Annotated in this window: 16 protein-coding genes; 7 read left to right on the forward strand and 9 right to left on the reverse strand. The window is 44.2% G+C overall.

Going from position 1 to position 15,684, the window contains the following annotated elements; all coding sequences use genetic code 11:
- The first annotated feature begins 204 nt into the window (after positions 1-204).
- On the forward strand, positions 205-1,491 hold the full coding sequence (locus tag FTU42_RS02730) for an NAD(P)/FAD-dependent oxidoreductase (RefSeq protein WP_180075040.1): 1,287 nt from the start codon (positions 205-207) through the stop codon (positions 1,489-1,491).
- A 136-nt stretch (positions 1,492-1,627) separates the two neighbouring features.
- Positions 1,628-2,110 carry a peptidylprolyl isomerase gene (slyD, locus tag FTU42_RS02735; protein ID WP_005097432.1) on the forward strand — a complete coding sequence of 161 codons (483 nt, stop codon included), beginning with the start codon at positions 1,628-1,630 and terminating at the stop codon, positions 2,108-2,110.
- Between the two features lie 155 nt (positions 2,111-2,265).
- Here slyD and FTU42_RS02740 read toward each other — a convergent pair whose 3' ends face one another.
- From FTU42_RS02740 to FTU42_RS02760, 5 genes are all read right to left on the reverse strand, one after another.
- Complete coding sequence (locus FTU42_RS02740) at positions 2,266-3,039, reverse strand: M48 family metallopeptidase (RefSeq protein ID WP_159516047.1); 774 nt, start codon at positions 3,037-3,039, stop codon at positions 2,266-2,268.
- Between the two features lie 112 nt (positions 3,040-3,151).
- Positions 3,152-3,460, reverse strand: coding sequence for a hypothetical protein (locus tag FTU42_RS02745; protein ID WP_074383295.1), 309 nt, complete (start codon positions 3,458-3,460; stop codon positions 3,152-3,154).
- Positions 3,461-3,619: 159 nt separating this feature from the next.
- Positions 3,620-4,939 (reverse strand): adenylosuccinate synthase, encoded by a 1,320-nt coding sequence (locus FTU42_RS02750; RefSeq protein WP_005170258.1) that lies wholly within the window; start codon positions 4,937-4,939, stop codon positions 3,620-3,622.
- Between the two features lie 71 nt (positions 4,940-5,010).
- Positions 5,011-6,177, reverse strand: coding sequence for an ATP phosphoribosyltransferase regulatory subunit (locus tag FTU42_RS02755; protein WP_005170256.1), 1,167 nt, complete (start codon positions 6,175-6,177; stop codon positions 5,011-5,013).
- Between the two features lie 208 nt (positions 6,178-6,385).
- Entirely contained in the window at positions 6,386-6,841 is a 456-nt protein-coding gene (locus FTU42_RS02760) for an Lrp/AsnC family transcriptional regulator (RefSeq protein ID WP_004645552.1), read from the reverse strand.
- Positions 6,842-6,988: 147 nt separating this feature from the next.
- On the opposite strand from FTU42_RS02760, the gene FTU42_RS02765 reads away from it, so the two are divergent.
- Entirely contained in the window at positions 6,989-7,738 is a 750-nt protein-coding gene (locus tag FTU42_RS02765) for an AzlC family ABC transporter permease (RefSeq protein WP_074383298.1), read from the forward strand.
- Positions 7,735-8,034 carry an AzlD family protein gene (locus FTU42_RS02770; RefSeq protein ID WP_005170250.1) on the forward strand — a complete coding sequence of 100 codons (300 nt, stop codon included), beginning with the start codon at positions 7,735-7,737 and terminating at the stop codon, positions 8,032-8,034. The genes FTU42_RS02765 and FTU42_RS02770 overlap by 4 nt, the downstream gene beginning before the upstream one ends.
- A 43-nt stretch (positions 8,035-8,077) precedes the next feature.
- Here FTU42_RS02770 and FTU42_RS02775 read toward each other — a convergent pair whose 3' ends face one another.
- Together FTU42_RS02775 and gap are read right to left on the reverse strand one after the other, a co-directional pair.
- The gene (locus FTU42_RS02775) at positions 8,078-8,374 is read right to left on the reverse strand and encodes a hypothetical protein (protein WP_180075041.1); all 297 of its coding nucleotides are present in this window, start codon (positions 8,372-8,374) and stop codon (positions 8,078-8,080) included.
- 191 nt (positions 8,375-8,565) lie between these two features.
- The gene (gene gap / locus FTU42_RS02780; RefSeq protein WP_005097441.1) at positions 8,566-9,588 is read right to left on the reverse strand and encodes a type I glyceraldehyde-3-phosphate dehydrogenase; all 1,023 of its coding nucleotides are present in this window, start codon (positions 9,586-9,588) and stop codon (positions 8,566-8,568) included.
- 388 nt (positions 9,589-9,976) lie between these two features.
- Here gap and alaS point away from each other — a divergent pair, with 388 nt between their 5' ends.
- The 3 genes from alaS (at position 9,977) to csrA (ending at position 14,519) form a co-directional block, all read left to right on the forward strand.
- On the forward strand, positions 9,977-12,670 hold the full coding sequence (gene alaS / locus FTU42_RS02785; RefSeq protein WP_180082990.1) for an alanine--tRNA ligase: 2,694 nt from the start codon (positions 9,977-9,979) through the stop codon (positions 12,668-12,670).
- Between the two features lie 64 nt (positions 12,671-12,734).
- On the forward strand, positions 12,735-14,015 hold the full coding sequence (locus FTU42_RS02790; RefSeq protein WP_005097443.1) for an aspartate kinase: 1,281 nt from the start codon (positions 12,735-12,737) through the stop codon (positions 14,013-14,015).
- Between the two features lie 249 nt (positions 14,016-14,264).
- A complete protein-coding gene (gene csrA, locus FTU42_RS02795) occupies positions 14,265-14,519 on the forward strand; it encodes a carbon storage regulator CsrA (protein ID WP_005097444.1) in 255 nt (84 codons plus the stop codon).
- A 101-nt stretch (positions 14,520-14,620) separates the two neighbouring features.
- On the opposite strand, the gene rnhB is transcribed toward csrA, so the two are convergent.
- Together rnhB and FTU42_RS02805 are read right to left on the reverse strand one after the other, a co-directional pair.
- Complete coding sequence (rnhB, locus tag FTU42_RS02800; RefSeq protein ID WP_005170243.1) at positions 14,621-15,214, reverse strand: ribonuclease HII; 594 nt, start codon at positions 15,212-15,214, stop codon at positions 14,621-14,623.
- A 57-nt stretch (positions 15,215-15,271) separates the two neighbouring features.
- The gene (locus FTU42_RS02805; RefSeq protein ID WP_005097446.1) at positions 15,272-15,643 is read right to left on the reverse strand and encodes a hypothetical protein; all 372 of its coding nucleotides are present in this window, start codon (positions 15,641-15,643) and stop codon (positions 15,272-15,274) included.
- Positions 15,644-15,684 lie beyond the last annotated feature (41 nt).

Raw genomic sequence — 15,684 nt, forward strand, 5'->3', positions numbered from 1 at the left:
TCTTCTAGCTGATTCATGATTCATGATTCATCCCAAATGAGGCACCCCGCCCGGAACGCAGCAATTATTACCCGCTCTCACAGAATTGCTACGTTTTGTAATGTGTATAACAATTTTAATCAAGACGCGATTTAGCACATGCCATAGTATATTTTCTCTCTATTTCTCTTATTTTTATTAAAAAAATAAACAGGTTAAGAACGCATGACAGTACATAAAATCGTGATTGTGGGTGGTGGCGCTGGTGGTCTGGAACTGGCGACACAACTGGGTGATAGCCTGGGTAAAAACGGCAAAGCCCAGATTATTCTGGTCGATCAAAAACTGACACATCTCTGGAAACCGCTGCTACATGAAGTCGCCGCAGGTACCTTAAATCCACATCAGCAAGAAACCAATTATTTTGCCCATTCTGCCGCGCATCATTATGAGTTTGTTTTGGGGACATTCACCGGTCTGGATCGCGAAGCGAAACAGATCATCGTCGAAACAGAATATTTCTCTAAAAAGAGTGAGCCCAAGAAAAATCAGCGCATTGGCTATGACACACTGGTACTGGCTTTAGGTTCAACCTCAAATGACTTTAATACCGAAGGGGTCAAACAGTTCTGTCATTTTCTCGACAGCCGTCAGCAGGCAGATATCTTTCAGCAGGATCTGCTGCACCTGTATTTAAATGCTCAACATGAGACTTCAAGCCGTGAGCTGAATATTGCTATTATTGGTGCCGGTGCGACTGGGGTAGAACTGGCAGCGGAGCTGGTAGAAGCCAAACAGAATTTCTTTCAATATGGTTTAAACAAGGTCGATCCCAACAAAGTCAAAATCACCTTGATTGAAGCCGCGGATCGTATTCTGACTGCACTCTCGCCTAAAGTTGCTGCAAATACCATGAAACAGTTAGAACAGTTCGGTATTGAAGTCTTGACCAGTCATCGAGTGGCCAAGGTCGATGAAGACAAGATTTATTTTGCCGATGGTTCCAGTCTGGATGCTGAAATCAAAGTCTGGGCTGCAGGGATCAAAGCACCGGAAGTCTTGGCACAACTCGACGACATGGAAAAAGACCATATTCATCGGCTCAAAGTTTATGCCACGCTGCAAACCAAATCTGATCCAAGTATTTTTGCATTTGGTGATTGTGCGCATTGCCAGCCTGCGGCAGATCAACCGGTATTAGGGCCGCGTGCTCAAGTGGCCAGCCAGCAAGCCAGCTTTCTGGCCAATGCTTTAAAAGCCCATGTCAATGGAGATAGCTATTTGCCGATGTTTAAATTTTCTGACAAGGGCTCACTGATTTCCTTAAGTCAGAATAAAGCTGTGGGGGAGTTGCTGGGTCAGGTCAATGTGCAAGGCTTTGTCGCCAAAACCATGTATGTCTCTTTATACCGGATTCATCAGGCGACCATTCATGGTTATGCACATGCCGGTATTCTGACTGCAAAAGATTTAGTTACACGAAAAATCTCTCCAAAGCTGAAATTGCATTGAAATTCCAGAATTTGGCCCAATCAATGAAAAAATCGTCAATAAAATTGTCAAATTGCGTTTTTTTGCTAATTTTAGTCTACAAAAATGCAATTTCACTTTATGATGTACCCTTAAAAAATTGAATGGATCAATTCACATGACTGCTATTGCAAATAACCTCGTGGTTTCTTTCCACTACACATTGACTAACGCAGAGGGTGAAACTCTCGACCAATCTCAAGGTGAACCACTTGCCTATTTGCACGGTGCAGGTAACATCATCCCAGGTTTAGAAAACGCGTTAGAAGGCAAAACTGTGGGTGAAAAATTCACTGTTAATGTTCCTGCTGCTGAAGGTTATGGCGAATATAACCCTGACCTCGTACAAGAAGTTCCTGCGCAAATGTTCCAAGGCGTAGACAACATTCAAGCAGGTATGCAGTTCCAAGCTCAAACTGATGACGGCGTGCAAATCGTAACTGTTAAAGCAGTTGAAGGCGACAATGTTGTTGTAGATGCGAACTTCCCGCTTGCTGGTCAAGACCTGACTTTCGAAGTTGAAATTGTATCGATTCGTGAAGCTTCTCAAGAAGAATTAGATCACGGTCATGTACACGGTGCAGGTGGTCACCAGCACTAAGATCTTCTGATCGAGTGTAAAAAAGGCAAAGTGAAAACTTTGCCTTTTTTTATTGCCGCCAAAATATTCATTTTAAAATGGAGAATAAAAAAGCAGGACCATGGCCCTGCTGTTTCAATCCGATCAAGAGATCCCTTTAGAGAATAATCGCTCGATTATTTGCGTTGATTATAAATCTGCATGGCTGCTGGTAACTGTTGACGCATTTGTCCAATACGCTGGCTGTTCGATGGATGCGTAGACAGGAAGGTTGCGCCATTGCTGCCACCGAGTTTGTTCATTTTTTCCCACAAGGTAATCGCTGCATTCGGGTTATAACCTGCACGTGCCATCAGCATCAAGCCACCCTGGTCAGCACGGCTTTCCAGATTACGCGAGTATGGCAGGCCAATCCCGATCTGACTTCCTAATTGCGCTGCTGCTGCGCCACCCTGGCCCACACCAGCTGCATTCAGACCAATGCCTAAAGCCAGGTCGGTGAGCGCCTGGGCACCAATTTTCTGCTTAGAATGCTCTTCTAAGGCATGTACCATTTCATGACCCATAATTGCTGCAATTTCAGCATCGGTCAGATTCAGCTTATTCACAATACCGGTATAAAATACCACTTTACCACCCGGTGCAACAAAGGCATTAACCTGATCGGACTTGAGCACAGCCAATTGCCACTGGAATGCTGTACCAGTCTGGTTCATTTGGTTCGCAATCGGCTTTAAACGGTTAAATACGGTATTAATACGTTTATAGGTCGCTGAACTGGTGTCCAGTTGACCTTTATTTCTGGCATCAGTCACCATAGCATTATAGCTTTGTGTCGCAGATGCATTTAAGGTCGCAGAATCAGCCCCGGCAATATCCGCAATAGTGGTACAACCCGACAATGTCACGGCTGCGGCAGCCGCCATACTCAATAAAAATTTATTCTTCATTATAATCAACTCTACCTTAGCCCAAGCTTAATTTACATTGTAAAAATTATAAGTGAAAGCATACAGGAGCTAAACGCTTAATTACTCCATCTTCTTATAAATTCTGTAATTTTTAAGCCAAGTACTGTATCGCCAACCAATAAATCAGACAGATAATGTTCAAGCCCAGATAAACCTGGCTTAAGGGTTTTATTTTTTGTTCCAGAATTTCATCTTTACGTTTAAAAAATAAATAGGCGTTTTGCAATAAAATAACAGGCACTAGCACACAGGCAATAATGACACTCAGGCCGACCAGTGCATTATAAATAATCTCAGGATTTTGAGTTTGCGCGCGAATAATCATCATAGCGATGGTGGGTGCCCCGCCCATGGCGAACAACAATGAATAAAACATGGTCGCCGATATATTTTTTTGCATCCTTTCGCTCATTTTTTCTTTCTTTATATATGGCTATGTTAAAGCACATTTTGTCACAGCACCGATGCAACTTTAGTCTTGAGCCAAATTTATAGTTTTTGGATATAAAAAACCCATCCGGAGATGGGTTTTATCATTCAAACTTTAATCAAATGAAGATCAAGCATCGAACGGGTGGCGAAGAACGATAGTTTCTTCACGGTCTGGACCGGTTGAAATGATGTCGATTGGACATTCAATCAGTTGCTCAAGACGTTTTACATAGTTCAATGCAGCTTGTGGCAACTGATCCAGCGATTTTGCACCGAAAGTTGACTCAGACCAGCCTGGCATTGTTTCGTAAATTGGTTTTAAAGTTTCGAATGCAAGCGCATCAGAAGAACCGACACAACCAGAATCTGCAGCTTCATAACCGACACAGATTTTCACTTCTTCTAAACCATCAAGAACATCAAGTTTAGTCAGGCAAATACCAGACAGTGAGTTTACATCTACTGAACGACGTAGAATTTCAGCATCGAACCACCCACAACGACGTTGACGGCCAGTAGACGCACCAAATTCATTACCAATGGTACCAAGGTGTTTACCAACCGCATCACCCACATCGTTTGCAGCGTCATAAACCAATTCCGTTGGGAATGGGCCTGCACCGACACGAGTGGTATAGGCTTTGGTGATACCCAGTACATAATCAAGGTGCAAAGGACCCAGACCTGAACCTGAGCTTACGCCACCAGCAGTGGTGTTTGAAGATGTCACATACGGGTATGTACCATGGTCAACGTCAAGAAGTGAACCTTGCGCGCCTTCAAACATGATGTTGTCACCGTTTTTACGGTAGTTATGCAGTTCAGTTGTTACGTCTACAACCAACGGCGCAACAACCTTACGCCATTCGTCGCAAAGTGCCAGTACGTCTTCTAGCTTAACTGCTTCAACACCATAGTATTGAGTAAGCTGGAAGTTATGGTAATCCAGAAGCTCAGTTAACTGGGCAGTAAGATGTTCACCGCCACGTACCAGATCAGCAACACGAACTGCACGACGCGCCACTTTGTCTTCGTATGCAGGACCGATACCACGACCTGTTGTACCAATCTTCGCATTACCACGTTTTTTCTCACGTGCTTGGTCCAGTGCGATGTGGTTTGGAAGGATCAGTGGACAGTTTGGAGAAATACGTAAACGCTCTTTAACAGGAACGCCTTCTTTTTCAAGAATGTCCATCTCTTTGATGAGCGCTTCAGGAGAAAGAACAACACCGTTACCAATTAAGCACAATACGTTTTCACGTAAAATACCAGATGGAATGAGGTGTAAGACAGTTTTCTTACCACCCACCACCAGAGTGTGACCTGCGTTATGTCCGCCTTGATAACGAACGACCGCTGCCGCTTGATCTGTGAGCAGGTCGACGATTTTACCTTTACCTTCGTCGCCCCATTGGGTACCAAGTACCACAACATTCTTGCCCATAATAGCCTCATTGCATCATGCTGTTAAAGTTGAAAGCCCCGCTCAGTGACATGAACACTGAGCCAAGCAATTTAAATCGTTTTGACTGTCCACTCACCATCTACGTTCACCAGCTGGTGCGTCGCATATGGAATTGAGTTTAAATCATCATTACCGAGTAACTGAATTACACTTAAGCCTTGTGCTCGAATACTCTGAATCGCATTCAGAAGTTCTGCATCGACACCTTTAGGTGCAACTACCACGTGTACAGCGTCAAACTGACCTGCGCTTAACGCATATAAGTCACAAGAGAAACCTGTGGCAGGACGCGCACGACCGAAATGTTCACCAATGCCATCATAACGACCGCCTTGTGCCAGTGCTGCTGCACGATTCGGTGCATAGACTGCATACATCAGACCAGTATGATAATGGTATGAACGCAATTCAACCACATCAATCCCAATACTCAAGTTTGGCCAACGGGCTTGAACCTGATCTTTGGTAATTTGTAAGGCATCAAAAGCTTGCTTGAAGGCTGGATTCGCCAACACTTCAGCACTTAAATTTGCCTGTAATGCGTCCAGATCGCTGGCATAGCGGCCCAGTGCATAAAAGTCCTGACCAAATTTCAGTTCTGCCGTAAATTCTTCCAACTCTGGCAAGGCCTTACGTTGGTATAAATCAGACAGTTTACGTTCAGCAACTTTGTTCAAACCTGCTTGAGCCACCAGACTGCGGAATAAGCCGACATGACCCAAGTCCAGATGGATTCCGTCTGCCAGACCTGTTTCCTGAATCAGACTGATCATTAAATCGACCATTTCTACATCGGCATCGATGCTGTCTGAACCAAACAGTTCGGCGCCTAACTGCAAAGGCGCACGCGAGGTATTAAAACCGCGTGGTTTGGTATGCAGAACGGTACCTGCATAGCAGTAACGCGCCACACCTTCCACTGGATGTACATGTGCATCAATACGCGCCACTTGTGGTGTCATATCGGCACGCACACCAAGCAAACGACCAGAAAGCTGATCGATGACTTTAAAAGTGGCTAAGTCTAAATCTTGATTCGATTCTGAGAGAGAAGAGAGAGATTCGATGTACTCAATGAATGGCGTGTACACCAACTGATAACCTCGAGATGCAAGGAAATCCAGTGATTTACGGCGCAAACTTTCAATGACTTGCGCTTGTTCTGGTAATACATCAGCTACACCATCAGGTAATAACCATGTCTCTGAAATGGGCATGTTGTAAACCTAAATTCTTGTCAGCGCGGAACGAATCCGCATAAAAAAATCGGGAGCACACCCGATTTCTCCTAGTCTAGCACGATAGTTTTGGCTGTGCATCGCAAAATTTTATAATTTTTACTCTCTTATGCAATGAGCCACAATTGCGTCAACTATCAGCGTTTTATCGTGTATGACCAACACGCGCTATAAACAAAAAATCATTTTAGACCAATGGCAATGCGGTGGTGCTTTTTACCGTTTGCAATGGAATTTCGGTTTTTACACTTTGGATGCAGGGAATTTGAGTCAAATGATGAATCTGAAATTTACGATAGGCATCCAGATCGGCCACCACAATTCTTAAAAAGAAATCACAATCTCCCGCCATTAACTGGCATTCCACCACTTCCGGCATCTCCTTGATGGCTTCAACAAATTGATCGACCACGGCGGCTTCTTGAGATTTAAGCCAAACCCGTGCAAATACACTCATTGCCAGATTGACTTTTTGCGGATTGAGTAAGGCGACATACTGCTCAATGACCCCATCATCTTCTAGTTGCTTGACTCTTCTTAAACAGGGGGACGGCGACAAGCCAATTAATTGAGCCAGTTCATTATTTTGCAATTTTCCGTTCTTTTGCAGTTCATGCAAAATGCGTTTATCAATTTGATCCATCTTGTTACTTTAGTATTTAAAACCCCTTTAAGCCAATTTAGCGCAATTTAATTCCAAATCAAATTTAAATTGCATGCACTACAACAGCAAATAGCCCGATTATCGCTATAAAATACGGTTCAATATTGAAGTCCTCAGGTCACTGACATGCTTTTGCTCAGACAAAGCAGCACGCCCGCGCTCGCGCATACAGATTTCAGCGAATTTCAGCGCGGTATGAAAGATTCTATTCCTATGCTTTTAGGAATTATTCCCTTTGCTTTGGTGCTAGGTGCGACTGCGATTCAGAAAAATTTCAGTGTGCTGGAAGTGCCTTTGCTGACTGGACTCAATTTTGCCGGCGGTTCTGAATTTGCCATTCTGGAAGTCTGGACCAGTCCACCCAATTTATTCATGCTGCTGTTTATTACCTTTTTGGTGAATAGCCGGCATTTGCTGATGGGTGCAAGCCTAGTCCCGTATTTAAAACATCTCCCGAATCGCAAAGTATTGCCGGCCCTGTTTTTTATGGTTGATGAAAGCTGGGCCTTAAGTCTGGCGGATGCGCAAAGAAAACAGGCGCAGTGGGGTTATCGGGCTGCTTTTAGCATGCCCTACTATGCCGGTTTATGTTTCTGTCTTTATCTGATGTGGGTCGGTTTTACCACACTGGGCGCGATGCTTGGACCTGTTTTAGGCGATATCAACCGCTGGGGCTTTGATATGGCCTTTCCTGCTGTATTTCTGGTGTTGATGCGAAGCATGTGGAAAGGCTTGAGTGCAGCCCGGCCATGGCTAGTAAGCCTGATCTGTGCTGCCCTGGCTTATTTATATTTGCCTGCTGGCTGGTATGTGCCGATAGGTGCCCTAGCCGGCATTGTGTCTGCTTTTTTCTTGATTGGTGAGGAGGAAGCATGATTGAGATGAGTACATTACTGGCCATCCTGCTGATTGCGGCAACCACCTATCTGACCCGGATTCTGGGCTATGTCTTATTAAAAAATAAAACGCTGACACAACGTCAGCGTAAAATCATGGACGTTGTGCCCGGCTGTGTCCTGATTTCAGTCATCGCACCGTATTTTGTACGCGACAACCCTGCAGATCTGATCGCTTTGGCTTTAACCCTGTTTGCCGCTACGCGTTTTGGCTTGCTCCCCACAGTTGCCATCAGCATGGTGTCTGCAGCCGTCTTAAGAACTTTTCTTGTCTAGCCCTCAAACAGAATCCTTTATATGATTTCTAAAGGGATTCTGTTTATTTCTGTGGGTCTACGACCTTGGTGAGCAGGCTGACCAGCTCTGCATTTTGCAACTCGACCTGCTGCAGTTTGGTTGTAGTCTGATCCAGCACTTCCTGCTGTACATGCATTTTTTTAGCCAAGTCCTGCATGATTTCCAGGGTCTTTTTTAAATTTTCTTCCAGATGCGCGACTTTCTCTTCTACCGGCACGCCCTCCATGACACCTGAACCATCATTCTGATTGAACTGCAGCCAGATTAGAAAAATCACTGCCAATGTGAGCAGTATAATAAATCCCCAAACCAACATCATATGCTTGCTCTTATTTCATTTTATTGGCTTTATCTTAACGAAAAATCATGCAGATGATGCAAATAATTCAAACACTCGCGCTGCTTTTCGATCAATTACGCGCAAATTCTATCAAAACAACGCATATCAAGAATGTTTAAAGCAAAAAAAGCACCGTATATCGGCACTTTTCAGGCTTAGCAAAGTCAAACTTAATGAAAAGATTCACATAAATCCAGCAAGCGGTTGGCATAACCCCATTCATTGTCATACCAGGCAAAGACCTTGGCCTGTTGCCCCACCACTAGGGTTTGGGTCAGGTCAACGATCAAGGAATAAGGGGAATGATTAAAATCACTCGACACCAAAGGTTCATCCGTTACTGACATGATTTCGGCAAAATCCTGTCGCGCCGCCTTAATTAACACTTCATTCAGTTTGTGATCGGTAATCGGTGACTGGGAAACAAAGGTCAGATCAATTGCTGCGACATTAATGGTCGGCACCCGAATTGAATAACCGTCAATCCGATCTTCCATTTTTGGCATAACCCGCTTTAATGCACCCAGCGCACTAGATGTGGTGGGAATAATATTGTGTCCTGCTGCCCGTGCACGACGCAGATCGCGATGCGCCTGATCCAGCACAGATTGATCTGCGGTCACCGCATGGATTTCGGTCATTAACGCACTGCTGATGCCAAAAGCATCATCGAGGATTTTGACCAGCGGTACTAGGGCCTGAGTGGTACAGGACACACTGGAAATGATCTGGTCGGTGGCTTTAACTTCGTGATGATTGATACCATACACAATCGCAGCATCGACAGTATCAAAGGGTGCTGCTCCAATAATCACCCGTTTCGCCCCTGCCTCAATATGCTGGGTCGCAGCTGCACGGGAACGGAACAGCCCGGTACATTCCAGCACTACATCTACTTCAAGTTTTTGCCAGGGAAGCTGCGCCGGGTTGGCTTCACACAAAACCTGAACTTTTAAGCTGGCATCCTGATAGCTGAGATGCAGATAAATATGTTCGGCATCATAGCTGACGTCTACCTGTCCCGGAAAACGGCCATGGGTTGAGTCATATTTAAACAGATGAATTAAGGTTTCAACATCAGCAATATCGTTAATGGCAACGATTTCAAATTTAAAATCTTTCGGATTTTCAAACCAGGCACGCAATACATTACGTCCAATACGCCCAAATCCATTGATTGCCACTCGTTGCATGACTCAACCTTTTATATGCCTATTTTAAAACTCCTCTATGTTAAAGGATTTCTTGCGCAGTACATGAAAAACTTCAGTGAAAATATTGATTTTCGATTATTTTATTTCTGATACATCGCCCAGTATTCAGATCTTTTAAAATTCTGATGCTGTGTAAATAGATGGATATAACCGAATTGTTCTGAATAGAAAATTCATTTTATGAATTCAGCACTAAACCCGAGTCAATAATTCCTTGGCAATTGGTTTTAAAATGATTGGTGCATACCGCTTTTTCCGTTATAATTTGGCGTTTTAAATTTTTAAGCCCCGCATTGCAGCAGAGCTCTCATGTGCTTGTCAGACTGTGGTGTTTTAGCCAAATCGGAAATTATGGAGTGACTTGGTTGTGAGTACTCGTTTTATGACATCAGCTGAAATTCGTGAAGCATTTTTGCGTTACTTTGAATCGCAAGGGCATACACGTGTCACGTCGAGTTCACTAGTACCCGCCAATGATCCAACTTTACTGTTCACCAATGCGGGTATGAACCAGTTTAAAGATTGCTTCTTAGGTCTAGAAAAACGCGATTATGTCCGTGCCGTATCATCACAAAAATGCGTACGTGCAGGTGGTAAACACAACGACTTGGATAATGTCGGTTATACCGCGCGTCACCATACCTTCTTTGAAATGTTAGGTAACTTTTCATTTGGTGATTACTTCAAACGTGATGCGATCAAATTTGCCTGGGATTTTTTGACGGGCGATGACTGGTTAGCGCTACCTAAAGATAAGCTTTATGCCACTGTTTATCATACCGATGACGAAGCATTCGACATCTGGAACAAAGAAATCGGCCTAGATGCATCTCGCATTATCCGTATTGGTGACAACAAAGGTGGTCAATACGCATCAGATAACTTCTGGGCGATGGGCGACACCGGTCCTTGCGGTCCATGTTCTGAAATTTTCTTTGACCATGGCGATCACATCTGGGGTGGCCTGCCGGGCACACCTGAAGAAGATGGCGACCGTTTCATTGAAATCTGGAACAACGTTTTCATGCAGTTTAACCGCACGAGTGATGGCGTACTTCATCCGCTTCCAGCGCCTTCTGTAGATACTGGTATGGGTCTTGAGCGTATTTCTGCAGTTTTACAGCATGTCAACTCAAACTACGAAATTGATTTATTCCAGCATTTACTTAAAGCTGCGGCTGAGATCATTGGTCTGGATACTACTGCACTTGAAGCTGAAGCGGCTGAAAAAGGCACACCTGTACAATACCCTGCTTCACTTAAAGTGGTTGCTGACCATGCACGTTCATGTTCATTCCTGATTGCTGATGGCGTAAATCCTTCAAATGAAGGTCGTGGTTATGTACTGCGTCGTATCATCCGCCGTGCAGTGCGTCACGGTAACAAACTGGGTGCGACCGGTTCATTCTTCCATAAAATGTTGCAGCCGCTTATTGAAGTGATGGGCGAAGCATATCCAGAACTTGCAGCACAACAAGCACGTATCGAAGCTCAACTGCTCAAAGAAGAAGAACAATTTGCCAAAACACTTGAGCAAGGTTTGAAATTGCTTGAAGGCGAATTGGCACAGTTAAAAGGTTCTGTGATTCCGGGTGAAGTGGTTTTCAAACTTTACGACACTTACGGTTTCCCGACGGACTTAACTGCGGATATCGCACGTGAACGTGAATTAACGATTGATGAAGCTGGCTTTGAAGTTGAAATGGCAGCACAGCGTCAACGTGCGCGTGATGCAGGCAAATTCGCAATCGACTACAACAGTGTTGTCAAAGTTGAAGGCGAAACTCAATTTGATGGTTATGATGCAACTGCAGGCGAAGGCCAAATCATCGCAATCTATAAAGATGGCGAGCAAGTAGATGAAGTCGTTGAAGGCGACGAAGCTTTAATCGTACTCAACCAGACTCCTTTCTATGCAGAAAGCGGTGGTCAAATCGGTGATACAGGGATTTTCAAAAACGATACCGGGATTTTCGAAGTTCAGGACACGAAAAAATCTGGTGGTGCATTTGTACACCAAGGCATCGTGACCATGGGTAGCTTAAAAGCAACCCAATCTGTTGAAGCGACTGTGAAAGCAGACATCCGTGCAGCAACTGCGCGCAACCACTCTGCGACTCACTTGTTACATGCTGCGCTGCGTCAAATTCTGGGCTCACATGTACAACAAAAGGGTTCATTGGTCGCATCTGATGTGTTACGTTTTGACTTTGCCAATGATCAACCGGTTAGCTTTGAACAGCTGCAAGAAATTGAACGTCTGGTCAATGCTGAAGTAATTGCCAATACTGCGGTGTCTACTGAACTGCTGGATATTGAATCTGCCAAAGCCAAAGGTGCGATGATGCTGTTCGGCGAAAAATACGGTGACGAAGTCCGTGTATTGTCAATGGGGTCAGTGATTGAAGAGAAAAATTTCTCCATCGAGCTTTGCGGTGGTATTCACGTAAAACGTACCGGTGACATCGGTCTGTTCAAGATCACTTCTGAAGGTGGTGTTGCAGCAGGTATACGTCGTATTGAAGCAGTGACAGGCACTAAAGCAGTTGAAGTTGCACAAAAAGCCGATCGTGACATCAATACGATTAACGGTTTGCTCAAAGCGCAAAAAGACCAGACTTTAGAAAAAGTTGAAGCGTTAGTTGATACTGCATCGAGCTTGCAAAAACAGATCGAACAACTGAATCAGAAACTTGCTAGCCTGCAAGCCGGTGAACTTCTAAGCCAAGTTCAAACCATTGCAGGTCGTGCAACCTTGATTACAACCGTTGAAAATATGGATGCGAAAGCACTACGCAACCTGCATGACGGTGTGAAATCAAAATTAGAAAATGCAGTCATTGTGCTTGCAGGTGTAGAGGGTGACAAGGTGAGCTTGATCGCATCTGTAGCAAAAGACTTTACTGCATCTATAAAAGCGGGTGACATCATCAAACATCTGGCAACTGAGCTGGGTGGTAAAGGTGGTGGTAAACCTGACTTGGCACAAGGTGGCGCGCCACTTAACGAGAAGTTTGCTCCGGTGATGGCAGATTTAACTGCCTGGCTGGCAGCAAAATAAAACTTCAATTTTGTGTAACTGACCCTGATAGGACTATCAGGGTCATGGCTTATATGGAACAACTATGGCACTAATCGTTCAAAAATATGGCGGTACCTCTATGGGTACTCCCGAGCGCATTTTAAATGTTGCTCGTCGTGTGAAACGCTGGCATGACCATGGCCACAAGGTGGTTGTGGTTGTATCAGCGATGAGTGGCGAAACCAATCGTCTGCTTGCTCTCGCGAAAGCCATTACCGAAACCCCTGACCCACGTGAACTAGACCAGATGGTCTCTACGGGTGAGCAGGTTACGATTTCTATGTTAGCGATGGCGCTCAACTCTATTGGCGTTGAAGCAAAATCACTGACAGGTCGCCAGGTTGGCATGAAAACCGACAGCTCATTCAATAAGGCACGTATCGAATCAATTGATACTGAAGTCCTGAACTCGAATCTGGATGCTGGCCGTGTACTTGTAGTTGCAGGTTTTCAGGGTTTTGACGAGCATGGCAATACCACCACTTTAGGCCGCGGCGGTTCTGATACTTCAGGTGTCGCGATTGCTGCTGCACTAAAAGCCGATGAATGCCAGATTTATACAGACGTTGATGGCGTGTATACCACTGATCCACGTGTTGCACCCAAAGCCAAGAAAGTTGATCGTATTTCCTTTGAAGAAATGCTTGAAATGGCGTCACTGGGTTCAAAAGTCCTGCAAATTCGTGCAGTTGAATTTGCCGGTAAATATCAAGTACCTTTACGCGTATTATCCAGCTTCGACAATGACAATGATGGCGCATTCGACGAAGAATTTAAGCAAAACGTGGGTACACTTATTACGACTGAATTGGAAGACAATATGGAACAGCCAATTATCTCCGGTATCGCATTTAACCGTGACGAAGCAAAATTAACGATTTTAGGTGTACCTGATGAACCGGGCATCGCCTCTAAAATTTTGTGCCCGATTGGTGATGCCAATGTTGAAGTGGATATGATTATCCAGAACGTTGAAGAAGATGGTACGACTGATTTTACTTTTACAGTCAACCGCAGCGAATTGAACAAGGCCAAAGCCATTCTTGAAGCAACCGCTCAGGAAATTGGTGCACGTGAAGTCGCTACCCGTTCAGATATCGTCAAAGTTTCTATCGTCGGTGTAGGCATGCGTTCACATGCAGGTGTTGCAAGCAAAATGTTTACCGCACTGGCAGCTGAAGGTATTAACATCCTGATGATCTCTACTTCTGAAATCAAAATTTCAGTGATTATTGAAGAAAACTATCTGGAACTTGCAGTTCGTTCACTGCATACCGCCTTCGGTCTAGACCGCGAACAAGGTGAATCAAGCGTACGCGCTTAAGAGGAATGACAAAATATTGTCATTGTTTGACAGTATTCTATAAATCTCTACAAAAATTCAGAGCCACTATAGTTTTTTTTATAGTGGCTCTGTTATATTAAGCCTGAGGATTTTTAAAAAACTGAGATAGATTAAAATCTTTCACCCAGATGACAGAATTTCTATCCAGATTTTATTTTTTAATTTTTGGTTGTGTTTTTGTTTTATATTCAATAGATTGCAGGTTTTGCATTTTGCAAGGAGAGAAACATGCTGATTTTGACTCGACGTGTCGGGGAAACTTTAATGATTGGAGACCAAGTCAGCGTGACTGTGCTTGGTGTAAAAGGTAATCAGGTTCGTATTGGGGTCAATGCTCCGAAAGAAGTCTCTGTGCACCGTGAAGAGATTTACCAGCGTATCCAGCATGAACGTGCAATGCATGAACATCTTCAGCATATCGATCAGGATTTCCAACCTTCGTATGAAGATGAAAACCAAACACAAAATAACTTTAACCGTTAATTTTTGTGTAAATCATAAAGCGGCTTTGAAGCCGCTTTTAATTGATCTATACTTTAATGAATACACATTTCAATATTCAGAACCTTTAAATTAAATAAGAATTAAAGTTCTGCGCCCTGCTGTTCCAGCAATGCTGCAACTACCTTTTTTACCGGCCCAAAACTACGACGGTGCTCATCAATCACCCCATGCAAGGCAATCGCTTCAAAATGTGCTTTGGTTGGATAGCCCTTGTGCTTGGCAAAACCAAATTGTGGATGCTTTAGATCCATCTCAATCATTTGATGATCACGGGTAACTTTGGCCAGAATACTGGCAGCAGAAATTTCTGCATGCAAAGCATCGCCACCAATGATCGCGTCACAGCTCATCGTTAGCCCCTGAGGGACTTTATTGCCATCGACCAGCACATGCTCAGGTTGAATCGCTAAAGCTTCTACAGCACGGCGCATTGCCAGTAAGGATGCCTGCAGAATATTATGCTCATCAATTTCTGCTGCTGACGCCTCAGCAATTGCCCAAGCCAGCGCTTTTTCCTGAATTTCGATAAAAAGTTTTTCACGTTTCTTTTCAGTCAGTTTTTTAGAGTCATTTAAACCTTCAATCGGGTTATTTGGATCTAAAATTACCGCGGCCGCCACCACTGAACCGACCAGCGGTCCACGCCCTGCTTCATCTACACCAGCAATTTTCATGTCATTTCCCATAAAAAATAGACTGAACCTGTCAGCCTATTTCAATTTAATCCTGGCTTAGTTTACAGCTTCAGCCACACAAGCGTTAATGGTTTTTGCAACCACATTGCCCACGATTGTGGTACGTGCCACCGGATCAATCGCAGCAGTCGCCAAATCAACCGCTGTCACATTTTGCGGTGCTTTTTCGCTGACACAGCCACAAATTTCAGACTGGATATTTTGCTTTTGTGTTGTGGTCATTAAACGTGTTGCCGTTTGCCACGCTGGAATATTATTCAGTTCAGTGGTGCATTTTGCATTGATCGCGATTTTAAGCGCAGTGCCGCCCAGTTGTTGAGTGGTACTTGGCGCCTCAGAAGTGCCTGTCGCTGTACACGCTGATAAAACCAGAGTCAGTGGCGCAAGTACAGCCAATAATTTTTTCACAGATATATTCCTTATTCATTCATAGATGAAGACTGTCGCTA

Origin of the sequence: Acinetobacter sp. YH12102, assembly GCF_013419125.1 — a bacterium.
In the GTDB taxonomy this organism is placed as follows: domain Bacteria; phylum Pseudomonadota; class Gammaproteobacteria; order Pseudomonadales; family Moraxellaceae; genus Acinetobacter; species Acinetobacter pseudolwoffii.